At 72.7% G+C, this 23,116-nt stretch carries 27 protein-coding genes; 16 read left to right on the plus strand and 11 right to left on the minus strand.

What is annotated here, in order from left to right:
- Nucleotides 1-2: 2 nt before the first annotated feature.
- Nucleotides 3-587 carry a YgjV family protein gene (locus tag ACLBYB_RS05885; RefSeq protein WP_447698220.1) on the minus strand — a complete coding sequence of 195 codons (585 nt, stop codon included), beginning with the start codon at nucleotides 585-587 and terminating at the stop codon, nucleotides 3-5.
- A gap of 646 nt (nucleotides 588-1,233) precedes the next feature.
- Here ACLBYB_RS05885 and ACLBYB_RS05890 point away from each other — a divergent pair.
- Together ACLBYB_RS05890 and egtD are read left to right on the plus strand one after the other, a co-directional pair.
- Nucleotides 1,234-2,208, plus strand: coding sequence for a methyltransferase (locus ACLBYB_RS05890; RefSeq protein WP_447698221.1), 975 nt, complete (start codon nucleotides 1,234-1,236; stop codon nucleotides 2,206-2,208).
- On the plus strand, nucleotides 2,205-3,164 hold the full coding sequence (egtD, locus tag ACLBYB_RS05895; protein WP_447698222.1) for an L-histidine N(alpha)-methyltransferase: 960 nt from the start codon (nucleotides 2,205-2,207) through the stop codon (nucleotides 3,162-3,164). The genes ACLBYB_RS05890 and egtD overlap by 4 nt, the downstream gene beginning before the upstream one ends.
- Before the next feature lie 70 nt (nucleotides 3,165-3,234).
- Here the strand turns inward: egtD and ACLBYB_RS05900 are convergent, their stop codons facing one another.
- Nucleotides 3,235-3,459: a hypothetical protein gene (locus ACLBYB_RS05900; protein WP_020090971.1), complete on the minus strand. Its 225-nt coding sequence runs from the start codon at nucleotides 3,457-3,459 to the stop codon at nucleotides 3,235-3,237.
- Between the two features lie 205 nt (nucleotides 3,460-3,664).
- Here ACLBYB_RS05900 and ACLBYB_RS05905 point away from each other — a divergent pair, with 205 nt between their 5' ends.
- Nucleotides 3,665-4,393, plus strand: coding sequence for an SDR family oxidoreductase (locus ACLBYB_RS05905; RefSeq protein WP_447698223.1), 729 nt, complete (start codon nucleotides 3,665-3,667; stop codon nucleotides 4,391-4,393).
- 16 nt (nucleotides 4,394-4,409) lie between these two features.
- On the opposite strand, the gene ACLBYB_RS05910 is transcribed toward ACLBYB_RS05905, so the two are convergent.
- Complete coding sequence (locus tag ACLBYB_RS05910; RefSeq protein ID WP_447698224.1) at nucleotides 4,410-4,853, minus strand: DMT family transporter; 444 nt, start codon at nucleotides 4,851-4,853, stop codon at nucleotides 4,410-4,412.
- Nucleotides 4,854-4,896: 43 nt separating this feature from the next.
- Entirely contained in the window at nucleotides 4,897-5,346 is a 450-nt protein-coding gene (locus tag ACLBYB_RS05915) for a DMT family transporter (RefSeq protein WP_132368039.1), read from the minus strand.
- A gap of 216 nt (nucleotides 5,347-5,562) precedes the next feature.
- Here ACLBYB_RS05915 and ACLBYB_RS05920 point away from each other — a divergent pair, with 216 nt between their 5' ends.
- From ACLBYB_RS05920 to ACLBYB_RS05930, 3 genes are all read left to right on the plus strand, one after another.
- Nucleotides 5,563-7,572 (plus strand): OPT family oligopeptide transporter, encoded by a 2,010-nt coding sequence (locus tag ACLBYB_RS05920; RefSeq protein ID WP_020090967.1) that lies wholly within the window; start codon nucleotides 5,563-5,565, stop codon nucleotides 7,570-7,572.
- 155 nt (nucleotides 7,573-7,727) lie between these two features.
- Nucleotides 7,728-8,201 (plus strand): DUF2243 domain-containing protein, encoded by a 474-nt coding sequence (locus ACLBYB_RS05925; RefSeq protein WP_091676107.1) that lies wholly within the window; start codon nucleotides 7,728-7,730, stop codon nucleotides 8,199-8,201.
- On the plus strand, nucleotides 8,198-8,353 hold the full coding sequence (locus tag ACLBYB_RS05930; protein WP_020090965.1) for a hypothetical protein: 156 nt from the start codon (nucleotides 8,198-8,200) through the stop codon (nucleotides 8,351-8,353). Before ACLBYB_RS05925 ends, ACLBYB_RS05930 begins: the two co-directional genes overlap by 4 nt.
- Nucleotides 8,354-8,399: 46 nt before the next feature.
- Here the strand turns inward: ACLBYB_RS05930 and ACLBYB_RS05935 are convergent, their stop codons facing one another.
- The 3 genes from ACLBYB_RS05935 to ACLBYB_RS05945 form a co-directional block, all read right to left on the minus strand.
- Nucleotides 8,400-9,161, minus strand: coding sequence for an amino acid ABC transporter ATP-binding protein (locus ACLBYB_RS05935; protein WP_447698225.1), 762 nt, complete (start codon nucleotides 9,159-9,161; stop codon nucleotides 8,400-8,402).
- Nucleotides 9,158-9,838, minus strand: a complete 681-nt coding sequence (locus tag ACLBYB_RS05940; protein ID WP_091926432.1) for an amino acid ABC transporter permease — start codon at nucleotides 9,836-9,838, stop codon at nucleotides 9,158-9,160. The genes ACLBYB_RS05935 and ACLBYB_RS05940 overlap by 4 nt, the downstream gene beginning before the upstream one ends.
- 93 nt (nucleotides 9,839-9,931) lie before the next feature.
- Nucleotides 9,932-10,717 (minus strand): amino acid ABC transporter substrate-binding protein, encoded by a 786-nt coding sequence (locus ACLBYB_RS05945; RefSeq protein WP_447698226.1) that lies wholly within the window; start codon nucleotides 10,715-10,717, stop codon nucleotides 9,932-9,934.
- Nucleotides 10,718-10,952: 235 nt separating this feature from the next.
- Here ACLBYB_RS05945 and ACLBYB_RS05950 point away from each other — a divergent pair, with 235 nt between their 5' ends.
- On the plus strand, nucleotides 10,953-11,879 hold the full coding sequence (locus tag ACLBYB_RS05950) for a dihydrodipicolinate synthase family protein (protein ID WP_447698227.1): 927 nt from the start codon (nucleotides 10,953-10,955) through the stop codon (nucleotides 11,877-11,879).
- Nucleotides 11,880-11,895: 16 nt separating this feature from the next.
- Here the strand turns inward: ACLBYB_RS05950 and ACLBYB_RS05955 are convergent, their stop codons facing one another.
- Nucleotides 11,896-13,116, minus strand: a complete 1,221-nt coding sequence (locus ACLBYB_RS05955; RefSeq protein WP_091977879.1) for a pyridoxal phosphate-dependent aminotransferase — start codon at nucleotides 13,114-13,116, stop codon at nucleotides 11,896-11,898.
- 258 nt (nucleotides 13,117-13,374) lie between these two features.
- On the opposite strand from ACLBYB_RS05955, the gene ACLBYB_RS05960 reads away from it, so the two are divergent.
- The 4 genes from ACLBYB_RS05960 to ACLBYB_RS05975 are packed head-to-tail and all read left to right on the plus strand — an operon-like array spanning nucleotide 13,375 to nucleotide 16,557.
- Nucleotides 13,375-14,793 carry a cytochrome ubiquinol oxidase subunit I gene (locus ACLBYB_RS05960; protein ID WP_447698228.1) on the plus strand — a complete coding sequence of 473 codons (1,419 nt, stop codon included), beginning with the start codon at nucleotides 13,375-13,377 and terminating at the stop codon, nucleotides 14,791-14,793.
- Nucleotides 14,794-14,800: 7 nt separating this feature from the next.
- The gene (gene cydB, locus ACLBYB_RS05965; protein ID WP_447698229.1) at nucleotides 14,801-15,808 is read left to right on the plus strand and encodes a cytochrome d ubiquinol oxidase subunit II; all 1,008 of its coding nucleotides are present in this window, start codon (nucleotides 14,801-14,803) and stop codon (nucleotides 15,806-15,808) included.
- Nucleotides 15,808-15,930: a DUF2474 family protein gene (locus tag ACLBYB_RS05970; RefSeq protein ID WP_020090957.1), complete on the plus strand. Its 123-nt coding sequence runs from the start codon at nucleotides 15,808-15,810 to the stop codon at nucleotides 15,928-15,930. Before cydB ends, ACLBYB_RS05970 begins: the two co-directional genes overlap by 1 nt.
- Nucleotides 15,931-15,978: 48 nt before the next feature.
- The gene (locus ACLBYB_RS05975) at nucleotides 15,979-16,557 is read left to right on the plus strand and encodes a GbsR/MarR family transcriptional regulator (protein WP_100251599.1); all 579 of its coding nucleotides are present in this window, start codon (nucleotides 15,979-15,981) and stop codon (nucleotides 16,555-16,557) included.
- 16 nt (nucleotides 16,558-16,573) lie between these two features.
- Here ACLBYB_RS05975 and ACLBYB_RS05980 read toward each other — a convergent pair whose 3' ends face one another.
- Together ACLBYB_RS05980 and ACLBYB_RS05985 are read right to left on the minus strand one after the other, a co-directional pair.
- Nucleotides 16,574-17,269, minus strand: a complete 696-nt coding sequence (locus ACLBYB_RS05980) for a GntR family transcriptional regulator (protein WP_447698230.1) — start codon at nucleotides 17,267-17,269, stop codon at nucleotides 16,574-16,576.
- A gap of 272 nt (nucleotides 17,270-17,541) precedes the next feature.
- Nucleotides 17,542-18,480 carry a LysR family transcriptional regulator gene (locus ACLBYB_RS05985; protein WP_447698231.1) on the minus strand — a complete coding sequence of 313 codons (939 nt, stop codon included), beginning with the start codon at nucleotides 18,478-18,480 and terminating at the stop codon, nucleotides 17,542-17,544.
- Between the two features lie 119 nt (nucleotides 18,481-18,599).
- Here ACLBYB_RS05985 and ACLBYB_RS05990 point away from each other — a divergent pair, with 119 nt between their 5' ends.
- The 5 genes from ACLBYB_RS05990 to ACLBYB_RS06010 all read left to right on the plus strand — a co-directional run bounded on the left by ACLBYB_RS05990 (nucleotide 18,600) and on the right by ACLBYB_RS06010 (nucleotide 22,649).
- Nucleotides 18,600-19,523, plus strand: coding sequence for a ring-cleaving dioxygenase (locus ACLBYB_RS05990; protein WP_447698232.1), 924 nt, complete (start codon nucleotides 18,600-18,602; stop codon nucleotides 19,521-19,523).
- A 69-nt stretch (nucleotides 19,524-19,592) separates the two neighbouring features.
- Nucleotides 19,593-20,225, plus strand: a complete 633-nt coding sequence (locus tag ACLBYB_RS05995) for an alpha/beta hydrolase (RefSeq protein WP_091676133.1) — start codon at nucleotides 19,593-19,595, stop codon at nucleotides 20,223-20,225.
- A 43-nt stretch (nucleotides 20,226-20,268) separates the two neighbouring features.
- The gene (locus ACLBYB_RS06000; protein ID WP_447698558.1) at nucleotides 20,269-20,670 is read left to right on the plus strand and encodes a DoxX family protein; all 402 of its coding nucleotides are present in this window, start codon (nucleotides 20,269-20,271) and stop codon (nucleotides 20,668-20,670) included.
- Between the two features lie 66 nt (nucleotides 20,671-20,736).
- Nucleotides 20,737-21,558, plus strand: coding sequence for an alpha/beta fold hydrolase (locus ACLBYB_RS06005; protein ID WP_447698233.1), 822 nt, complete (start codon nucleotides 20,737-20,739; stop codon nucleotides 21,556-21,558).
- 113 nt (nucleotides 21,559-21,671) lie between these two features.
- The gene (locus ACLBYB_RS06010; RefSeq protein ID WP_447698234.1) at nucleotides 21,672-22,649 is read left to right on the plus strand and encodes a Gfo/Idh/MocA family protein; all 978 of its coding nucleotides are present in this window, start codon (nucleotides 21,672-21,674) and stop codon (nucleotides 22,647-22,649) included.
- Nucleotides 22,650-22,667: 18 nt separating this feature from the next.
- Here the strand turns inward: ACLBYB_RS06010 and ACLBYB_RS06015 are convergent, their stop codons facing one another.
- Nucleotides 22,668-23,108 (minus strand): (deoxy)nucleoside triphosphate pyrophosphohydrolase, encoded by a 441-nt coding sequence (locus tag ACLBYB_RS06015; RefSeq protein ID WP_447698235.1) that lies wholly within the window; start codon nucleotides 23,106-23,108, stop codon nucleotides 22,668-22,670.
- Between the last annotated feature and the right edge of the window lie 8 nt (nucleotides 23,109-23,116).

A 23,116-nucleotide genomic window follows, 5' to 3' on the forward strand; every position in this document is an offset into this window, starting at 1 on the left:
TCTCACGCCCGCGCGCAGTCGGGCGCGATCGGCTCCATCGGCGGGACCGGGGCGGCGCGCAGCAGCGCGATCGCGAGGCCGAGGATCGTCAGCACGTCGCAGGTCAGTCCGAAGACCGAGCCGACCAGGAGATTGTGCCCGGCCCAGCACAGCGAGGCGCCGAGGAAGAGCTGGCGCATCGCCTGCGGCGCCGCCTGGAGCCGCGCGCCGGTGGCGAGCAGCGAGCCCGCGGCCGCGCAGGCCGACGGCCAGCCGTTCCACGTGGCCGCCGTCAGGCACGCCGCCGCGAGGGTGCTCGCGGCGAAGACGGGCGGCACCCAGCCGCCCCGGCCGGGCGCGCCGACGCAGCGGAGAGAGACGAGGCTCTGCAGCACCGAGATGGCGCACATCGCCGTCCCGGTGAGCGCCCCGAGCGTCAGGTAATGCGCGCCGAAGCAGGCGGCACAGGCCGCCGAGGCCGCGAGGATCCAGGCGCGCCGCGGCATCACCCCCGCTGTAAAGCCCAGGATCAGGCCCAGCGACCCGAACAGATCGAGGTGCGTCGCGGCGGCGGCGGACCAGGAATACAGGAATGATGCGGCGTTCATCGTGCGCGACCGGCCGGCGCGGGGGCGCCGTTTCAGTCGATCGCGCTAGGATCGCACGGTAATCGGATGGTTAACGCCGCCTCCGGCGACGATCGCGACCCGGCGAGCGTGGCCGCGCCGCCGCACCGCGGTCCCGCGCGGCGACCCGCCGTGCCCGCATGTCGGTGGGCCCGATCATCGGTCATTCCGTGTGTTGATCGGCATCATGTGAGTATTCAATCAAAACAAGATGTTTGAACTCCGGGATTAACATAGATCATGGGCCGATTCGCGCGTATTGCGAAGGGAACAATGCCTGCGGCTTCCGGTTCTCCGGGCATTCGAGTCGGGACGACACCGCGGCCGGTCGGGCGGGGGTGCGCGCGCCCGCTACCGGTGGTGTGAACCGACGCTCAGATGCAGCTTCCCACGTATGACGATCATCATCCCGTCGCCGCGCGGTTCCGGGACTTCATCGGGCTTGGACGACGCCCGCATCTACCTGGCCCTGCTCGCCTTACTCTGTCGGTACCGCGCGGTACCGCGCGCAGCCGGGCCTGTTCCGGATCTTCGCGGTGCTGTTCGATTTGGGACGTCCGGCAGGTCGCCGCCGGTCGCGCGTCGGGCGCCTTCGTGATGCGCCGGATGGACAGCTGAGGGCCGACCGATGACGCGTTCCGTTCCGATTGCCGTTCCGTTTCCCGAGGACGAAGAGGCGGTGCTGGCGCTGGCGCGCGCCCTGCGCGAGACCGGCTACACCTTCACCACCATGACCCCGGCCACCCACGCCCACGTCAATGCCCGGCCGCGGCACGCCGAGGCGCGCAGCCTGCGCGACGTGTTCGGCTGGAGCCGGCCGTTCCGCGCCGACCTGGTCCCGGAGCCGATCCTGCGCCTGATGCGGGCAGCCGGCGCCGTGATCGAGGACGGCCCGCTGCTGCGGCCGACGCTGCGCGTCTCCAGCCTCGACGGCGAGCTGTTCGCCCATTCCGCGTATCCCCCGAGCGCGGCCGACGCGGTGTTCTTCGGGCCCGACACGGCGCGCTTCGCCGCGGCGGTGATCGCGCATCTCGAGGCGCGGTCGCGGCCGGTGCGCCGCGCGGTCGATATCGGCTGCGGCTCGGGCGCGGCGGGGATCTGCGTCGCCAAGCGGGCGCCGGGCGCCGAGGTGGTGCTCGTGGACATCAACCCGGCGGCCATGCGGGCGGCGCGCGTCAACGCCCGGCTCGCCGGGACCGACGGGGTCGATGTCCGCCGCAGCGACCTGCTGCGCGACGTCGAGGGCCCGTTCGACCTCATCGTGTCGAACCCGCCCTTCATGATCGACACGGCGGAACGGGCCTACCGGCACGGCGGCGGCCCTCTCGGGGCCGGGCTGCCGCTCGCGGTGGCCGAGCAGGCGGCCGGGCGGCTCGCGCCCGGCGGCAGCCTCGTCCTGTTCACCGGCGCGGCCATCGTCGACGGGGCGGACCCGTTCCGCGACGCCGTGGCCGACCTCTGCGACCGGGCCGAGCTGGAATGGACCTACCGCGAGTTCGACCCGGACGCGTACGGCGAGGAACTCGCGACGCCCGCCTACGACGCGGTCGAGCGGCTCGCCCTCGTCGTCCTGACCGCCACGCGCCCGGTGACCCGGCCATGACCGACAGCATGACCGACAGCTCGACCGACAGCTCGACCGACACCTTCCTCCGGGACGCCCTCGCGGGCCTCTCCGCCGAGCCGAAGACGCTGCCTGGAAAGTATCTCTGGGACGAGACCGGCTCGGACCTGTTCGACAGGATCTGCCACAGCGCCGACTACTACCCGACCGCGCAGGAGATGACCGTCCTGCCGCAGGTCGCCGCCGACGTGGCGCGCCGGGTGACGCCGGGGGTGACCGTCGTCGAGTTCGGCAGCGGCGCGAGCCGCAAGATCCGCACGCTCCTCGACGCGCTGCCCGAACCGGCAGCCTACGTGGCGATCGACATCTCCGGGGCGTACCTGGAGGCCGCGATCCGGCGGCTCGCCGCCGATTACCCCGGCATCCCGATGATCCCGGTCTGCGCCGACTACTCGCAGCCGGTCCAGCTGCCGCGAGGTGCCGGGCCGGGGGGCATCCTGGGCTTCTATCCGGGAACGAGCATCGGCAACTTCGACCCGCGCGGGGCCCGGCAGTTCCTCGAGCGCGCGCGCGCCACGCTCGGGCCGAGCCTCTTCCTCGTCGGCGCGGACGGCACCGCCGACCCGGACCGCCTGCAGCGCGCCTACGGGCGCGCCGACGGCCTCATGGCCGCGTTCCACCGCAACATCCTGACGCGGCTGAACCGGGAACTCGGCGCCGATTTCGACAGCGACAATTTCCGACACGCCGTGCGGATCTGCCCGGACCCGCTGCGGGTCGAGGCCCACCTCGTCGCGACCCGGCCGGCGACCTACCGGCTGGGGGGCCGGACCATCGCGTTCGCGGCCGGGGAGAGCGTCCGGACCGACACGTCGCACAAGTACCCGGCGGACGCCTTCCGGGCGCTCGCGGCCGAGAGCGGCTGGCAGCCCCGCGCCCTGTGGACGGGGGAGGGCGGAGATTTCAACCTCCACCTGCTGCAGGCGGAGGCCTGACCCGGCGCGGAACTCTTCTCGCGACACGCTCGCGCGCGCCGGGCCAGTAGTTAATCCGGCGGCGGGCGCTCTAGACGGCCTCGATCGGCGCGTGCTTGCCGTCGTGGGCGGAGCCCGACTCCATGCTCCGCGTCTCGCCGGCCTGCCGCTGATCCCGGGCCGGCGGCGGGTAATCCGTCAGCGGGCGCCAGGGGGCGGACGGAGTGCCGAGGCGCGCGCCGGACGGCCGCATCGACATCCAGATCGCGACGGCCATCCACGGGACGACGAAGAAGACGAAGGCGGCGAGCCCCACGGCGATCCTCCTTAGGTACGGTGACGCCGGGAGAACGCCGGAACAGCGGCCGCGGATCCGACGCGATCGGGCCTGGAGCCCGGCGCGGTCAGAACCTACAAGGATGGGCCGCTCGGCCGGGCCCACCGGACCTGATCGGCGGCCCCGCCGGGCGCGGCCCGGTCCGGACGCCCGCGCGGCGCCGCGCAGCCTGCTGGAGCGAGCAATGGCAGATCTTTCCGGAAAGACGGTCCTGGTCACGGCGGCGGGTCAGGGGATCGGGCGCGCCAGCGCGCTCGCCTTCGCCCGCGCCGGGGCGCGGGTCCACGCCACCGACATCAACGCGGACGCCCTCGCCGACCTGCGCGCCGACACCCTCAGCACCGCGACCCTCGACGTGCTGGACGCGGAGGCGGTCGGGGCCCTGGTCGCGCGCATCGGCGCGGTCGACATCCTGTTCAACTGCGCCGGCACCGTCCACGCCGGCACCATCCTGGAGATGCGCGACAACGAGCTCGACTTCGCCCTCGACCTCAACGTCAAGGCGATGATCCGCACGATCCGGGCGGTCCTGCCCGGCATGCTGGAGCGCCGCGACGGCGCCATCGTCAACATGGCCTCGGTGGCCTCCTCGGTGAAGGGCGTGCCCAACCGCTTCGCCTACGGGGTGACGAAGGCGGCGGTGATCGGCCTGACCAAGGCGGTGGCCGCCGACTATGTCGGCCACAACATCCGCTGCAACGCCATCTGCCCCGGTACGGTGGAGAGCCCGTCGCTGCAGGAGCGCATCCGCCAGCAGGGCGACTACGAGCAGACCCGCGCGGCCTTCATCGCGCGCCAGCCGATCGGCCGGCTCGGCACGCCCGAGGAGATCGCCGAACTCGCCGTCTACCTCGCGGGCGCGACCTACACGACCGGCCAGGCCGTCGTGATCGACGGCGGCTGGACGATCTGATCCGCCGGGGCGGGCCTCAGAACCGGGCGACCAGCGCCACGCCGCCGATCATCAGGGCGCCGCCGAGGATGCGCCACAGGCCGGTCTCGTGGACCTTGAAGCCCACGAGGCCGAAATGGTCGAGCAGGATCGACGTGACGACGCCTGCGGTCACGATCAGTCCGAGAAAGGTGGCGGCCCCGATCCGGGCGGAGACGGAGAGCTGCGCCATCGTCAGGCCCGCGCTCATCACGCCGCCGAGCCACGCCCACCAGGGTACTTGCGCGAGGCGTTCCAGCGTCGGCCACCCGTACTGCCCCGTCACCAGCATGGCGACGCAGATCGCCGCGACGCTGACGACGAGGCTCACCACGCCGGCGAGCAGCGGCCGCGCGAGGGACTTGGCGAGGCCCGCGTTCTGGCCCGGTTCGATCGCGGTGGCGATGCCCGCGAGCAGCGCGAAGCCGTACAGGAAGAGCATGCTGGGATCCTGAGGGTGCGAGGCGTTCGGATCGACGGTCCCGTTAGAACGCCGCCACGAGGGTGACGCCCGCGACCATCAGCGCGCCGCCGAGGATGCGCCAGCGCCCGGCGCGGTGGCGCGCGAAGCCCACGAGGCCGTGATGGTCGAGGAGGATCGAGCCGACCACGCCCGCGGTGATCACGCAGCCCAGGAACGGCGCCGCGCCGACTTTCTCGGAGATGTAGAGCTGCGCCAGGACGACCGCCGCCCCGAGCACGCCGCCCGGCCAAGCCCACCAGGGCACGGGCGTGGCCGCTTCGGCCTGGGAGCGGCCGCGCAGCCGGGCGACGGCCATCGCGGCGAGGAAGCAGGCGATCGCGAGGCCGAAGCAGAACAGGCCGGCCAGCATCGGCTGCCCCGTGACCTTCGCCAGCGTGGCGTTCTGGCCCGGCTCGATGGCGTTCGCGACGCCGGCCACGAGGGCGATGCCGTAGAGATACCACTTGGACAAGGCGGCGCCTTCCCGTCGAGGAGCGGATCGCACCCGGACGGGGCGGTCTGTTGCCAAACCCGCCGCCGCGCCGGGTGACTGCATCACAGGCCCGGTCGGCGCCGGGACAGATCGCCCCAGGGCGGGGCGGGGCAGGGTGAGGCCGGGCGGGCCGGGCGCGGCGCGGGAACGTTTCCGGCCCCTCGCGTGCTGTGCCTGTGGCAGCCCGAGTGGACGATGGACGCCCGCAGCCCGACGATCACGCCGACGACGCAGGACCGTCAGGCCGAACTCACCCTGCGGGGGATCGCGCTCGGCGCGGCCATCACGGTCGTGTTCATGGCCGCCAACCTCTACATGGGCCTGAAGACCGGGATGACGTTCTCGTCCTCGATCCCGGCCGCGATGATCTCGATGGGCGCGTTCCGGCTGATGGGCGGCGCCGGCATCCTCGAGAACAACATCGTGCAGACGCAGGCCTCGGCGGCCGGCACCCTGTGCAACGTCATCCTGGCGCTTCCCGGGCTCGTCCTCGTCGGCCACTGGCACGGCTTCCCGTTCTGGCAGACCACGGCGGTCTGCCTGTTGGGCGGCCTGCTCGGCGTCGCCTTCTCGATCCCGCTCCGCCGCGCGCTCGTGTCGGGCAGCGATCTCCCCTATCCCGAGGGCATCGCCGCCGCGGAGGTGCTCAGGACCGGCCACGAGGAGCAGGGCGGCCACGGCCTGCGGGACCTGCTCGGGGCCGCCGCGGCCGCCGGGACGATCGGGCTCGCCACCACGGGGCTGAAGGTCCTGGGCGAGGGGCTCAACGGCGCGGTCAGCCTCGGCGGCGCGGTGTTCCGCACCGGGACCGGCTTCTCGCTGGCGCTGGTCGGCGTCGGCTACCTCGTGGGCATCGGCGCCTGCCTCGCGCTGCTGACCGGCGTCCTGATCGCCTGGGGGATCGCGGTCCCGATCCTCACCGCCCTGTCGCCCGATCCCGCCAAGTCGGCGGGCGCGGCCGCCGAGGCGGTCTGGTCGGGCCAAGTGCGCCTCATGGGCGCCGGGATCATCGCGGTGGGCGGGCTCTGGACCGTGGGATCGCTGGCGCGCCCGATCCTCGGGAGCATCCGCGCCGCCCTGTCGGGCAGCGGCGGTCTCGGCAAGGATCACCCGCGCGAGGACCGCGACCTGCCGATCACCTGGGTGGCCGCCGCGACCCTGGGCCTGTGCGTGCCGCTCGCGCTGCTGTTCTGGGCCTTCGCCGGGGCCGCCGACCTCGGCGGCCTGACGATCGTGCTGGCGGTGGCCGCTACCCTGTTCACCGTCCTGTTCGGCTTCCTGATGGCGGCGGCCTGCGGCTACCTCGCGGGCCTGCTGGGCTCCTCGTCGAGCCCGATCTCGGGGATCGGCATCCTGACCACGATGGCGACCGCGCTGCTCCTGCCCCTGGTCCTGGGGCATTCCGCCGGGCCGGAGGGAGACCGGTTCGTCACCGGCATGGCGCTGCTGCTGACGTCGGTCATCATCACCACCTCGTCGATCGCCAACGACAACCTGCAGGACCTGAAGACCGGGCAGGTGCTCGGCGCCACGCCCTGGCACCAGCAGGTCGCGCTCATCCTCGGCGTCGGGGTCGGCGCCGTGGTGATCGCCCCGCTCCTGTCGCTGCTCTACGAGGCCTACGGCTTCGTCGGTGCCCCGGCGCGGGACGGGCAGGACGCGGGGAGCGCCATGCCGGCGCCCCAGGCGGCCCTGATGACCCAGATCGCCAACGGCATCACGCACGGCGAGTTGCCCTGGACCATGGTGCTGATCGGCGCCGGGCTCGGGGTGGTCCTGGTGGCGGCCGAGACGTGGCTGAAGCGGCGCGACCTCACCTTCCCGGCCCTGACGGTCGGCATCGGCATGTACCTGCCGCTCTCGGTGGAGATGACGATCGCCATCGGCGGCATCCTCGGCTGGGTCGCCGAGCGCCGGCTGCGCGCCCGGGTCGGCGCGAAGGGCGACGCGAAGGCCGACAGGACGGTCGGCACCGCCCGCCGCCGGGGTGTCCTCCTCGCGTCCGGGTTCCTCGTCGGCGAGAGCTTCGTGGGCGTGCTGCTCGCCGGCACCGACCTCCTGGCGGGCCACAGCTCGGCGATCGCCGTCGCAGGCAAGGATTTCGCGCCCTACGCCACCGGGCTCGGACTCGCGGTCTTCCTGGCGGGGCTCGCCGTCTACCTGCGGATGGTCTCGCGACCGGAAGCGGTCCCGCGGGAGGCGTGACGGATCCGCCGGCGCCCCGGGCGGGTTCCCCGCAGGACGCCGTCGCCCGCGCGGCCGCGGCCTCCGCCACGCCGGAGTTGCGCATGAGAGCGGCTGACAGAGCGGCTGACAGGGCGGCTGAGAGAGCGGCCGACACCCGGGAGCGCGTCTTCCCCGTGAGCGCCGGCATCCTGTTCGGGCTCGGCCTCGGCGGCTTCTTCGACGGGATCGTGCTGCACCAGATCCTGCAATGGCACCACATGCTGAGCAGCTGGTACCCGATCGACACGATCCCGAACCTCGAGCTGAACACCCGCTGGGACGGCCTCTTCCACAGCGCGACCTACGTCTTCGTGGTCCTCGGGCTGTTCCTCCTCTGGCGCGCCGCGCACCGCACGCACCTCTACTGGTCCAGCAAGCTGCTCGCCGGGTCGCTCCTGATCGGCTGGGGCCTGTTCAACCTCGTCGAGGGCCTGATCGACCACGAGATCCTCGGCGTGCACCACGTCAACGAGCGGGCACCGCCGGAGCAGTGGCTCTACTGGGACATCGGCTTCCTGCTCTGGGGCGGCGCCATGCTGGCCGCGGGCCTGGGCCTCGTGGTGGTCGGCAAGGGCGAGGAGGCGTCGCTGGCGCGGAATCCCGCGTGAGGGCCGCCGGTCCCGGCCTGCGCCCGGTCCTGCCCTGGCTCGCCCTGGCGGCCGGCCTGATCCTCGCCACCCTGCCGGCCTGGCGGCCCCTGGTCTTCGGGACCGCGCTCACCGTCGAGGATCTTCTCACGCTCCGCTGCCTGACGCGCTGAATCCCGCGTCCCGGCCCGTTCCGTAGGCCCCTTCTCAGGCCTCTTTTCACGCCCCTTCGGCCGCCTCGCCGAGCAGCGTCCGGACGAACCGGCGGGTGCGCGGGTCGGCCGGCCGGGCGAAGACGTCGGCGGCCGCGCCCTGCTCGACGATATGCCCCCCTTCCAGGAACACCACCGTGTCGGCGACGCGCCGCGCGAGGCGCAGGTCGTGGGTCGCCATCAGCATGGTCGTGCCCGCGTTCGCGAGGCCGGCGAGTACGTCCACCACCTCGGCGGCGAGTTCCGGGTCGAGGGCCGAGGTCGGCTCGTCGCAGAGCAGCAGGCGCGGGGACGGGGCCAGCGCCCGGGCGATCGCCACCCGCTGCTGCTGGCCGCCCGACAGGCTGGCGGGCCAGTCCGCGGCCTTGTGGGCGAGGCCGACGCGCTCCAGCAGTTCCAGGGCCCGCGTCCGCGCCCGATCCTGCGGCCACTTGCCGACGGTGACGAGCCCCTCGGTGACGTTCTCCATCACGGTCCGATGGGGGAAGAGCTGGAAATTCTGGAACACCATGCCGGTCTGCCGGCGCACGGCGAGCACGTCCCGCCGCGCCGGCGGGCTGCCGGGCCGGAAGGTGAGGCGTATGTCGCCGAGGGTCAGCGTCCCGGCCTGCGGGACCTCCAGCAGGTTCACGCAGCGCAGGAGCGTCGACTTGCCCGAGCCCGACGGGCCGATCAGCGCCGTGACCCGCCCCTCCGGCACCGCGAGGTCGACGCCCCGCAGGACCGGGTTGTCGCCGAAGCGCTTCTCGATGGCCGACAGGGCGATCACGCGCGGGCCTCCAGGTAGCCGCCGTAGCGCCCGAGGCGCCGCTCCAGCAGCGTCTGGAGCCAGGACAGCAGCGTCGACAGGACGAGGTAGATCAGCGCCACCTCGATGTAGAGGATCAGCGGCTCGTAGGTGACGGCGACGATGCGCTGGGCCGCCTGGAACAGCTCCGGCACCGTGATGGCGGCCGCGAGCGACGTGTCCTTCACCAGGGCGATGAAGGAGTTGGCGAGCGACGGCACCGCCACCCGCGCCGCCTGGGGCAGGATCGTGCGGCGCAGGGCCTGGACCGGTGTCATGCCGGTGGCGTAGGCCGCCTCCCACTGGCCCTTCGGGATGGAGGCGATGGCGGCGCGGACGATCTCCGACGTGTAGGCGCCGACGTTGAGGGTGAACCCGATCACGGCGGCCGGGAAGGCGTCGATCAGGATGCCGGCGCTCGGCAGGCCGTAAAAGATCACGAACAGCTGCACGAGGAGCGGCGTGCCCCGGAAGATCCACACGTAGAACCACGCCAGGGCCGCCAGGGGCCGGGGCGCGAACAGGCGCACGAGGGCGGTCCCGAGCCCCAGCGCGAGGCCCAGCACGAAGGTGATGAGCGTCAGCGGCACGGTGAAGCGCAGGCCGGCCGCGAGCAGCGGCCCCAGCGACTGGAGCATGAGGTCGAGCCAGTGCGGCACGGGGCGGCGTCTCCTACCGGGCGATCGAAGCGTGGGGCTGTACGGGGCGGCGCCCCGGGCGGGACTCGTCCGGGCGGGCCCTCTGCGGACGGTCTACTTGGAGACGTCGGCCCCGAAGTACTTCTGGGCGATCGCCGCGTAGCTGCCGTCGGCCTTGATCGCCTCCAGCGCCTTGTCGATCGCGGCCTTCAGCGCCGGGTTGTTCTTGCGCATGATGATCCCGGAGGCGTCCGCGTCGGCCTGCTCGGCGGCGATCTTCACGGGGGCGTTCGGCTTCTGCTTGTGGAAGTCCAGGAACGACAGGCTGTCGTTGACGGTGGCGTCGGCGCGGCCGGTGAGGACGAGCTGGATCGACTGGTCGAAGCCGTCCGTCCCGACGAGCTCGGCGCCGGACTGCTCGGCGAGGCGCGCGAAGTTGCTGGAGAGGCTCTGGGCGGCCTTCTTGCCCTTGAGATCCGCGAAGGACTTGATGTCGGACCGGTCCGCCCGGGTGATCAGCACGGCCCGCGCGCGGATGTAGGGCTCGGAGAAGTCGAACTTCGCCTGCCGCTCCTTGGTGATGCCGACCTGGTTGATCACCACGTCGTAGCGCTTGCCGTCGAGGCCGGCGATCAGCCCGTCCCACTTGCCCTCGAGGAATTGCGACGCGACGCCCAGCTGCTCGGCGACCTTGCGGCCGATCTCGACGTCGAAGCCGACGAGCTGCCCGGACGCGTCGTGGAACGTGAAGGGCGCGTAGGTGCCCTCGGTGCCGACGCGCAGGGTCTTGGCGGCGCGAATCGCGTCGAGATCGTCGGCCCGCGCGGGCGCGCCGGCGATTGCGCCGAGGAGCGTCGCCACGACGAGCGCCGCGACGCGGCTCGCAGAGAAGAATCGCATTACAGTAGCTCCGAAAAGAAAACGCCGTTCTCGTGCGGCCGCCGCGCCCGATCTCGGCTGTCGATGGACAAAGCAAAGAAGATCTCGGCCGTACAGGAAAGCCGGTGGGCTTGTCGACAGCGCGTTGCGTGCCCCGAACGCGCCAGGATCGCGGCCGCGTGCTAAGAGGCGGCCGGATCCCGCCCGCGGACACGGTCGTCCGCCGGGATGCGCGATCCCGGCAGAAGGACCGCGCATGACCTCGTCCGTCCCCGCCTATCGCGGCGTCTTTCCGGTCGCCCCCACGGTCTTCGACGCCGCGGGCGCCCTCGACCTCGACGGGCAGCGCCGGGCCGTCGACTTCATGATCGACGCCGGCAGCCAGGGGCTGTGCATCCTGGCGAACTTCTCCGAGCAGTTCGTCCTCACCGACGACGAGCGCGAGCGGGTGATGGACGCCGTGCTGGACCACGTGGCCGGCCGCGTGCCGGTGATCGTGACGACGACGCACTTCGCCACGCAGGTCTGCGCCGAGCGCTCGCGCCGCGCCCAGGAGGCCGGCGCCGCGATGGTGATGGTCATGCCGCCCTATCACGGCGCCACGATCCGAGTGCCGGAGCTCGGCCTCGTCGACTTCTTCCGCGCGGTCTCGGACGCGATCGCGATCCCGATCATGATCCAGGACGCGCCGGTGGCCGGCACGCCGCTCTCGGCACCGCTCCTGGCGCGCATGGCCCGGGAGATCGCGAACGTCGCCTACTTCAAGATCGAGACCACGGGCGCCGCGGCCAAGCTCCGCGAGCTGATCGCGCTCGGCGGCGACGCGGTCGTGGGCCCCTGGGACGGCGAGGAGGCGATCACCCTGATGGCCGACCTCGACGCCGGCGCGACGGGTGCGATGACCGGCGGCGGCTACCCGGACGGCATCCGCCAGATCACTGACGCCTACGCGGCCGGGCGTCGCGACGAGGCGATGGACGCCTACGCGCGCTGGCTACCGCTCATCAACTACGAGAACCGGCAGTGCGGCCTGCTCGCCTGCAAGGCGCTGATGGCCGAGGGCGGGGTGATCGCGAGCGAGACCGCGCGGCTGCCGATCCAGCCCCTGCACCCGGCGACGCGGGCCGGCCTGATCGAGCTCGCCCGGCGGAACGACGCGCTGGTCCTGCGCTGGGGCCGCTGAGCCGCCCCCGCCCGACTCAGTGCGCCGCCGCGGCCGGCGCCCGGGTCCCGAGCACGCCCGCGAGCCGGCGCACCGCCTCCCGCGCCAGGTCCGGGCTGATGGCGAAGCACATCCGCACCAGGCCCTCGCCCTCGGGTCCGAAGGCGGTGCCGGGCGCCACGCCGACCTTGGCCTCTCGCAGCAGACGCAGCGCCAGGTCGAGACTCGGCTCGTCGCCGCCCATCCGGGCCATGAGGTAGAACGCCCCGTCCGGCGGCGCGACCGTGACGCCCGGCAGGCGCGACAGCCCCTCCACCAGGATCGCCCGGGCCTCGGCGCAGCGGTCCACCATCGTGCGGATGAAGCCGTCGCCCTCCTCGAGGGCCGCGATGCAGGCGTGCTGGACGAAGGTCGGGATCGAGGTGGTGCTGTACTGCCCGAGCTTGGCGAAGGTCGGGGCGAGGCCGCGGGGATAGATCACCCAGCCGGCCCGCCAGCCGGTCATCGCCCAGTTCTTCGAGAAGGTGTTGGTCACGATCAGCCGGTCGTCCTCCGTGCAGATCTGCAGGAAGGACGGCGCGATCCGGTTGCCGTAGGTGAAGTGGGCATAGACCTCGTCCGAGAGGATCCAGAGGCCGCGCTCCCGGGCGAGGTCGCGCAGGGCCGTCATCTCGGCCAGCGGCATGGTCCAGCCCGTCGGGTTCGAGGGCGAGTTCACCATGATCACCCGGGTGCGCGGCGTGATCGCCGCCGCGATGTCGGCGAGCGGCAGCGCGAAGCGCCCGTCCGGCAGGCGGCGGTACGGCACCGTCACGGGCACGCCGCCGGCGATGCGGACCGCCTCGCCGAGATTGGGCCAGGCCGGGGAGGGGATGATCATCTCGTCGCCCGGCTCCAGCAGCACCTGGGCCGCCTGCATGATCGCGTTCATGCCGCCCGCCGTGACGCCGAACCGGTCCGGCGGGATCTCCACGCCCCAGTGGCGGGCGTGGTAGGCGCCGAGCGCCGCCCGCAGCGCCGGCAGCCCCAGCGACGTGGTGTAGCGGGTGTGCCCGTCGAGCATCGCCCGGTGCGCGGCCTCGACGATGAAGGGCGGCGTCGGCAGGTCGCCCTCGCCGATCCACAGCTTCACTACCTCCGGGTCGTCCCGCCCGCGATCCGCCACGAGGCCGATCTGGCTCGTGCCGATGCCGCGGATGCGCGCCGACAGCGCGGCGGCGAGATCGACGGGCGCGGCGGAGACGAGGGTGTCGGCCATGGCGGCGCGTGCTCTCCGTGCGTCGGGACGCGGCGTCCCGTCGCGCGGCGCGCGTCCAGGGGCCCGCGTGGTCCCGACCTGTGAGGAATCCGGCGACCCTGACGCGTTCGGGTGCGGACGTCCAGACCCCGAGGCCGGATCGACCCCGGACGCCGGCGCATGACCGGGGCGCCGCACTGGCGACACAGGATGTTTTGACTTTTCAGAAATTTCTGAAATTGCTATACGCCGAGTCGCGCACAGAGCCGGAGGCACGACGTGCTCGCCAACCTCGATCCCCTCATCCTCGCCCGCATGCAGTTCGGGTTCACGGTGGCCTTCCACATCGTGTTCCCGGCCTTCTCGATCGGCCTCGCGAGCTTCCTCGCCGTCCTGGAGGGGCTCTGGCTCGCCACCGGGCGCCAGGTCTTCATGGATCTGTTCAAGTACTGGCTGAAGATCTTCGCCATCGCCTTCGCGATGGGCGTCGTGTCCGGCCTGGTGATGTCCTACCAGTTCGGCACGAACTGGTCGGTCTTCTCCGACAAGACCGGCCCGGTGCTGGGGCCGATGATGGCCTACGAGGTGCTCTCGGCCTTCTTCCTGGAGGCGGGCTTCCTCGGCGTGATGCTGTTCGGGATGCGCAAGGTCGGGCCGCGGCTGCACTTCGCGGCGACGCTGATGGTGGCGGTCGGGACCTGCTTCTCGGCGTTCTGGATCCTGGCGGTGAACTCGTGGATGCAGACGCCGGCGGGCTACGGCACGAATGCCGAGGGCCAGTTCGTGCCGCTGGACTGGTGGGCGATCGTGTTCAACCCGTCCTTCCCGTACCGCCTCGTGCACATGGTCCTGGCCGCCTACCTGACGACGGCGCTGGTGGTGGGCGCGGTCGGCGCGTGGCACCTGCTGCGCGACCGGGCCAACCCGGCGGCCCGGACGATGTTCTCGATGGCGATGTGGATGGCCGCCCTGGTCGCGCCGGTCCAGATCCTCGCGGGCGACGCGCACGGCCTCAACACGCTGGAGCACCAGCCCGCCAAGGTCATGGCCATGGAGGGGCACTTCCAGAGTCACCCGGACGGCGCGCCGCTGGTGCTGTTCGGCCTGCCCGACCAGGAGGCCGGCACCGTGCGCTACGCGGTCGAGATCCCGAAGCTGTCCTCGCTGGTGCTGAAGCACGCCCTCGACGCGCCCCTGAAGGGGCTCGACAGCCTGCCGCGGTCGGAATGGCCGCCGGTGCCGATCGTGTTCTGGTCGTTCCGCATCATGGTCGGCCTCGGCATGCTGATGCTGCTCCTGGGCGCGCTCAGCCTCCTCGCCCGCTGGCGCGGCGCCCTCTACGCGTGGCGCCCCCTGCACCGGTTCGCGGTGGCCATGGGCCCGGCGGGCTTCGTGGCGGTGCTGGCCGGCTGGATCACCACTGAGGTCGGGCGCCAGCCCTACACGGTCTACGGACTGCTGCGCACGGCGCAGTCGGCCTCGCCGCTGCACGCGCCGGCGGTGGCGGCCTCGCTCACCGCCTTCGTGGTGATCTACTTCGCGGTCTTCGCCATGGGCACCGGCTACATGCTGCGCCTGATGGGCCAGCCCCCGCATGCCGGCGAGAGCGGGATCGAGCCCGGCGCGCCGATCCGGACGGCGGGCATCACGCCCGCCCCGGCGATCGATCCCGACCGCCACCTCCAGCCGGCCGAGTGAGGGACCCATGGCCTACAGCGTCGATCTCACGGTGGTCTGGGCGCTCGTGATCGCCTTCGCGGTCTTCGCCTACATCGTCATGGACGGCTTCGACCTCGGCATCGGCCTCCTGTTCCCGGTCCTGCCGCCGGGCGCGGAGCGCGACACCGCCATGAACTCGGTCGCGCCGGTCTGGGACGGCAACGAGACCTGGCTGGTGCTGGGCGGCGGCGGCCTGTTCGCCGTCTTCCCGCTGGCCTACGCGGTGATCCTGCCGGCGCTCTACGCGCCGATCATCGCGATGCTGCTCGGGCTGATCTTCCGCGGCGTCGCCTTCGAGTTCCGCTGGCGCGACCCCCGCCACCGCGCCGCCTGGGACGTGGCCTTCGCGGGCGGCTCGCTGGTGGCGGCCCTCGCCCAGGGCATCACGCTGGGCGCGCTCCTGCAAGGCATCGCGGTCGAGGGGCGGGCCTATGCCGGCGGCTGGTGGGACTGGCTCACGCCCTTCAGCCTCCTCGTCGGAGCGAGCCTGGTCGTCGCCTACGCGCTGCTCGGGGCGACGTGGCTGGTGATGCGCACCGAGGGCCTGCTCCAGCTGCGGGCCCGGCGCCTGGCCCTGCGCCTCACCGCGGCGACGGTGGCGGCCATCGCCCTCGTCAGCGCGGTGACGCCGTTCCTCCAGGGCCGCTACTACGAGCGCTGGCTGGCGATGCCGAACGTGCTCGTCACCGCGCAGGTGCCGCTGCTCGTGGCGCTCGCGGCCTACGCCCTGTGGCGCACCCTGCGGGGCGGCGCCGAGCGGGCGCCCTTCCTGATCGCGCTGGGGCTGTTCGCCCTGACCTTCCTGGGGCTCGGCATCAGCATCTTCCCCGACATCGTGCCGGGCCGGATCACGATCTGGCAGGCGGCCGCCCCCGAGGCGAGCCAGATCTTCCTGCTCGCCGGCGCCTCGGTTTTGATCCCGATCATCCTGTCCTACACCGCCTACGCGTATTGGGTCTTCCGCGGCAAGGTGGACGCGCACGGATATCACTGATGGCACCCGCAGCATCACAGCCCCTCTGGAAGCGTCTCGCGTGGTTCGCGGGGCTCTGGGCTTCCAGCATCGTCGGCCTCGGCTTCGTCGCGACGGTCCTCCGGTATTGGCTCAAGAGCTGATAGACCGGGGGGCGCCCGCCTGACCTCTCGCCGCGTCGGATCCCTGTCGTGCAGCTGCCCCCGCTCGTCCAGACCTTCGTGCTGCATTTCGGCGAGATGGGCTCGCGCTGGGGCATCAACCGGACCGTGGGGCAGATCTACGCCCTGCTGTTCGTGGCCGAGCGGCCGCTCAACGCCGACGAGATCGTCGAGCGGCTCGGCGTGTCGCGCTCCAACGTCAGCATGGGCCTGAAGGAGCTCCAGGCCTGGAACCTTGTCCGGCTCCAGCACCGGCCCGGCGACCGGCGCGACTACTTCACGACGCCCGAGGACATCTGGCAGATCGTCCGCACGCTGGTCGAGGAGCGCAAGAAGCGCGAGGTCGACCCGACCTTGACCCTCCTGCGCGAACTCCTGATGCAGGAGCCGGCGACCGAGGAGGAGCGGCACGCCCAGGCGCGCCTGCGGGAGATGCACGACCTCTTCGAGCTGTTCGCCGGCTGGTACGCGGACGTGCGCCGCCTCGACACCGAGCGCCTCGTCCAGCTCCTGACGCTCGGCTCGAAGGTCCAGAAGGTCCTCGAGATGAAGGATCGCCTGACCCGCCTGCCGGGCCGGATCGGCGGCCGGTCGGCCAAGCCGGACTGAGCCGCCTCGCGGCCGATCAGGCCTCGGCGAGCGCCCCCCGGTAGAGGGCGATGAGCGAGGCGCCGACATGCTCGATGTGGCGCCGCAGGCACGCGGCCGCCGCCTCGAACGTGCGGTCCTCGCACAGGGCCAGGATCTGCGCGTGCTCGCTGACTGCGCGGGTCGCGTCCTCGGAGGTCGCGATCTGCAGCCGCGTCGGCCGCTCGCAATCCTGCAGCAGCGCGGAGACGATCGCCAGCGACCGCGGCCGGCCGGCGTGCCGGATCAGGTCGAGGTGGAAGCGGCTGTTCAGGTCGCCCCACCGGAGGACCTGACCGGTCTCCAGCGCCGCGCCGTACTCCTTCGAGAGGGCGTCGAGATCGCGGATGTCGTCGCGGGTCAGGTGCGGGGCTGAGAGCAGGAGCAGTTCCGGCTCGAGCTGGACGCGCAGCTGGAAGATGTCTTCCACCTCCTGCAGCGAGAGGCCCGTCACGACCGCCCCGCGATGCGGCACGATCCGCACGAGCTTGCTGGCTTCCAGCTGGAGCAGGGCCTCGCGCACCGGGATCCGGCTGATCCCGAACTCCTCCGCCAGGGCGTCCTGGCGCAGCTGCACCCCCGGCGGCAGTTCACCGTTCAGGATCTGCTCGCGGAGCGAGTCCGCCACGGCCGCCGCCACAGTCTTGTGCCGCAACCGGTCGGGTGCGGGGCGTCCGGGAACCAAAGGGGACATCGACGCCTCAACAGAATCGTATACATGTATACAAGGCGCCTTACTGCCCGGAAAATGCGCCGCTGTCCAATGCCAGATTGTCCTGGATAAACTTGAAGTTTGCTTGGCCGAGATTCCTGGCCACGCGGCAAGTCGCGGCCGTTCTCCGACAGATGCACCAGCAAGGAGCAGGCCGTCTTCGGAGGCACGGTGCTCGCCGGTAACGCAGGTTCGCGTAGACGGCATTGATCCAAGTGAATGACGCGCCCGGATCGCGCGCGCCGGCGCGGGACTCACCGGTCCGCCGCGTGGCCTCGCGGCGGTGGCGCGGCCCAGGGCGCCTGGCCGAGGGTCTGGGCGAGATGGGCGATCAGCGCCGTCACCCGCGCCGGCCGCGGATCGCCCGGCGGCGTGACGAGGTGCAGGGCGATCGGCGGCGGCGACCAGGCCGGCAGCACCCGCTCGAGACGCCCGGCTTCGAGGTCGTCCCAGATCATGAAGTCGGGCTGCAGGGCGAGGCCGAGGCCGGCCCGCAGCGCCGGCGCCAGCGCCTCGGCGTTGTTCGCCCGGAGCTGGCCCGCCGGCACCACGACGGCCTCCGCGCCGCTCCGGTCCACGAAGCGCCAGCGGTCCGGCGTCGGCAGGTAGGCGTAGCCGAGGCAGGTGTGGTGGACGAGGTCGTCCGGGTGCTCGGGCCGGCCGTGCCGGTCGAGATAGGCGGGCGTGGCGACCAGCGAGCGCCGGATCTCGCAGAGCCGGCGCGCGCGCAGGGAGGAATCGGGCAGGGCCGCGATGCGCAGCCCGATGTCGAACCCGCCGCCGACGAGGTCGACGACCGCATCCGACAGGTGGAGATCCACCGACACGGCCGGGTAGTCCCGGAGGAAGGCCGGCAGGATCGGGGCCACATGCATCACCCCGAAGGTCATCGGCGCCGCGAGCCGCACCAGCCCGCGCGGCTCCGCGGCGCCCGCCGTCGCCAGCGCCTCCGCGGCCTCGCCCTCGGCGAGGATGCGCGCGGCACCGTCCTTGGCGGCCTGCCCGGCCTCGGTGAGGGCTAGCTTCCGCGACGTGCGGTTGAACAGGCGGGCGCCGATCCGCAGTTCGAGCCGGCTCACCGCCTTCGAGACCGTGGCCTTCGACAGACCGAGCTCCGCGGCGGCGCGGCCGAAGGAGCCGGTCTCCACCACCTTGGCGAACACGGCCCAGGCCTCGAAATCGGGCAGTCTCATCGATCAGATCCGGAAACGATAGGTTTCCACCGTTTCTATTTTCGCCGCCCATGGCAAGGGGCACATTCCCGTCATCGCAACAGGCCGCCCGCCGCGGCCTTCCGTCGGGAGACATCGCCATGGTTCAGACCGGCCTCCACCACGTCACGGCCTTCTCCGGGCCGGCCCTGCGCAACCTCGACTTCCACACCCGAATCCTCGGGCTGCGTCTGGTGAAGAAGACCGTCAATTTCGACGATCCGGGCACCTACCACCTGTACTACGGCGACGCGGCCGGCCGGCCCGGCACGATCCTGACCTTCTTCCCCGTCGAGCACGCCGCGCCCGGCCGGGTCGGGATCGGCGAGACCCAGGAGACGGCCTTCCGGGTTCCCCGCGCTTCCATCGGCTGGTGGACCCACCGGCTCATCGAGAAGGGCGTCGCCCACGAGCCGCTGGTCCAGGTCTTCGGCGCGCCGACGCTGCGCTTCCGCGACCCGGACGGCATGATGCTCGCGCTGGTGGGCGTCGATGTCGGCGACGCGGAGGGCTGGGCGTCGAGCGAGGTGCCGGCCGAGCACGCGATCCGCGGCCTGCACGGCGTCACGCTCCTCCTCGACAGGGCCGAGGCGACCGCCGCGATCCTCACGGAGGTGCTCGGGCTGGAGGAGGTCGGCCGCGAGGGCAACCTGATCCGCTTCGCGGGCAGCGCCGAGCTCGGCGGTCTCGTCACCCTGCGGGCCGTCGGCGGGTTCCTGCCCGGCCGTCCGGGGGCGGGCTCGGTCCACCACATCGCGTTCCGGGCGGCGGACGACGCCGCGCAGGCCGCGATGGGCCGGGCGCTCGCGGCGCGGGGGCTCCACGTCACCGAGCAGCGCGACCGGCAGTACTTCCGCTCGATCTACTTCCGCGAGCCCGGCGGCGTGCTGTTCGAGATCGCCACCGACGCGCCCGGCTTCGCGGTCGACGAGCCGGTCGAGGCCCTCGGCCAGGCCCTCAAGCTCCCCGCCGGCCTGGAGCCGCACCGGGCCGAGATCGAGGCCGTGCTGCCGAAGTTCGCCTGATCCGCGACCTCCACGCCCGCCCCGCGCCCGCGCGGGGCGGGACCTCTCCCCGTCACCCGTGAGGCCATCATGACCCAGGACACCGCCGGCTTCATCCACCGCTTCGAGCCCGGTCCCGACACCGCCCGTCCCCTGCTGCTCCTGCACGGGACCGGTGGCGACGAGAACGACCTCCTGCCCCTAGGCCGCACGGTCGCGCCGGAGGCCGCCCTGCTGGCGCCCCGCGGCGCCGTCAGCGAGAACGGCATGCCGCGATTCTTCCGGCGCCTGGCGGAGGGCGTCTTCGACGAGGCGGACCTGCGCCGCCGCACCGGTGACCTCGCGGCCTTCGTGGCGGCCGCCCGGACGCGGTACGGGCTCGGGACGCCGGTGGCGCTGGGCTTCTCGAACGGCGCCAACATCGCCGCCTCGCTGCTGCTGCTGCGGCCGGAGACCCTGGCGGGCGCGGTCCTGATCCGCCCGATGGTGCCGTTCGCCGAGCCCCCGGCCGCGGATCTCGCCGGTCGGCCGGTCCTGATCCTCTCCGGGGCGATGGACCCGATCGTGCCCGCCGAGAACGCGCGGCGCCTCGCGCAGCAGCTCACCGCGGCCGGAGCCCGCGTCGAGCACCGGATCCTGCCGACGGGCCACGGCCTGTCGCAGGCCGATATCGGCTTGGCGCTGAACTGGCTTCGCGGCCTCACACTTCCCGAAGCGGCCTGAGCCGGCCGCGCACGACAGGACGGAGCGTTCGACGAAGCCCCCGATCTATTCTTCCAGCGCGACCGCCCTGCTGCCGGTGACCGGCCGGATCCTGATGAGCGCGATCTTCCTCGTGAGCGGCGCCGGCAAGCTCGCGGCCCCGGCCGCGACGCTCGCCACCATCGAGGCCGCCCACCTGCCGCTGCCGCCGCTCGCCTACGCGGCGGCGACCTCCGTGGAGGTCGTCGGCGGGCTGCTGCTCGTCGCCGGCTACCGCACGCGGCTGGTCGCCCTGGCCCTCGCGCTCTTCGCGGTGGCCACCGCGGTGACCTTCCACGCGGCCCTCGGCGACCAGAACCAGATGTTCCACTTCCTGAAGAACCTCGCCATGGTCGGCGGCTTGCTTCAGGTCGCGGCCTTCGGGGCCGGCCCGCTCAGCCTCGACGCGCGGCAGGGCCGGTACTGACCAGTCCGTCGGTCCGCGCGACCCCTGCTTCTCGCCCTCTGCCTTCTCGACCCTCGGGAGACCACGATGCCCTACTTCACCGCGCAGGACGGCACCCAGATCTACTACAAGGACTGGGGCGCCGGGCAGCCGGTGGTCTTCAGCCACGGCTGGCCGCTCAACGGCGACGCCTGGGAGGACCAGATGCTGTTCCTCGCGGAGCGCGGGTTCCGGGTCATCGCCCATGACCGGCGCGGGCACGGTCGCTCCGGGCAGCCCTGGTCGGGCAACGACATGGACACCTTCGCGGACGACCTCGCCGGGCTGATCGCCCATCTCGACCTGCGCGACGCGGTGCTGGTCGGCCACTCCACCGGCGGCGGCGAGGTCGCCCGCACCATCGGGCGGCACGGGACGGCGCGCATCGCCAAGGCGGTCCTGGTCGGGGCCGTGACGCCCCAGATGGTCCGGACCGATGCGAATCCGGGCGGCCTGCCCCGGGACGTGTTCGACGGCATCCGCGACTCGGTCCTGCGCGACCGGTCCCAGTTCTTCAAGGACCTGAGCGGCCCGTTCTACGGCGCGAACCGACCCGGCGCCGCGGTCAGCGAAGGCGTGCGGGACACGTTCTGGATGCAGGGCATGATGGCGGGCCTGCGGAACGTGCACGCCTGCGTGGCGGCCTTCTCGGAGACCGACTTCACCGAGGACCTGAAGCGCATCGACGTGCCGACCCTGCTCGTGCACGGCGACGACGACCAGATCGTGCCGATCGACGCCGCCGCGCGCGCCGCCGTCAAGCTCGTGCCGGGCGCCGTGCTGAAGGAGTATCCGGGCGCCCCGCACGGGCTGGCCGCCACCCACAAGGACCGGCTCAACGCCGACCTGCTCGCCTTCATCCAGGGCTGAGATCCCGGGTCGGGTTGACCGGCGGCCTTCCCCACGCCGGTTCGGGCTCCTAAAGCCTGCGACGGGCCGCGCCCCGCGGCCCGTCAGACGCCAGAAGCCGCACGGATCCCCGCATGCCGACCTCCGACGCACCGCTCACCATCGGGATCATCGGCGCGGGAATCATGGCCGAGCGCCTGCTCGGTGCGATCCACGGGGCGGCGGACTCGCCCGTGCGGGTCGCGGCGATCTGGGATCCGGCCCCGGCGGCCCTGGACCGGATCGGCGCGGCCTTCCCGGCGGTGCCGCGGGTGGCCGATTCCGCCGCCGTCGTGGCGGCGAGCGACTGCGTCTACGTCGCCTCGCCGCCCGCCTCGCATCTCGGCTACGCCCGCGCCGCCCTGGCCGCCGGCCGGAGCGTCTTCTGCGAGAAGCCGCTGGCCATCGATCGCGCCGATGCCCGCGCCTTCGTGGCGGAGGCGAGGGGCGCGGGCGCGGTCAATTTCCCGTTCGCCTCGTCGCCGGGCGTCGCCACCCTCGAGCGCTGGATCGCGGCCGGCGCGGTCGGCACGCCCCGGGCGCTCACCGTCGCGGTGGAATTCGCCCGCTGGCCCCGGCCCTGGCAGGCCGACGCCGCCCGCTGGCTCGACGCGCGCGGCGAGGGCGGCTTCACCCGCGAGGTGGTCTCGCACTTCCTGTTCCTGGCCCGCCGCCAGCTCGGCCCGCTCGCGATTCTCGCCGGACGGATCGCCTTCCCGGAGCCGGGCCGGTCCGAGCGCGCGATCGACGTGACGCTCACGGCGGGCGCGATCCCCGTCACCCTGACCGGCCGGGTCGGGGGCGTCGCGGCCGACGACCACAACACGTGGACGCTGGAGGGCGACGCGGGCGCCGTCCGGCTGCGCGACTGGGCCATCGCCGAGCGGCGGGGCGCCGACGGGCGCTTCGAGCCGGAGCCCGACGCGATCCCGAACGAGCGGCTGCGGCCGATCACCCTCCGGCGCCAGCTCGAGGGCGTCGTCTGCATGGCGCGCGGCGAGCCCCACCACCTCGCCACCTTCGCGGAGGCGCTCGACGTGCAGGAGGTCGTCGAGGCGATCCTCACCCTGTGAGGGCGGCCCGCGACGGCGTCAGGAATCCAGCAGGTCGACCAGGAACGGGATCAGCGGCGCGTCGGCGGGCGGCATCGCGAGGTCGCGCAGGGCCTTGGGGCGCACCCACTTGAGCGCCTGCCCCTCCATCGGGCGCGGCGTCCCCGTCCAGCGCCGGCAGATGTAGAGCGGCATCAGCAGGTGGAAGTCCGGGTAGGCGTGGCTCGCGAAGGTCAGCGGCGCGAGACACGGCTCCTCGACCTGGATGCCGAGCTCCTCCGCCAGCTCGCGGATCAGCGTCTGCTCGGGGCGCTCGCCGGGCTCGACCTTGCCGCCTGGGAACTCCCACAGGCCGGCGAGCTGCTTGCCCGCCGGGCGCTCGCTCACGAGGACGCGGCCGTCGACGTCGACGAGGGCGACGGCGACCACGAGGAGCAGGCGCAGGGGCGCGGCAGCGGGGGCGCCGTCGGGGGCGTTCACGGGCGCGC

It is taken from the genome of Methylobacterium sp. D54C, from assembly GCF_053345595.1.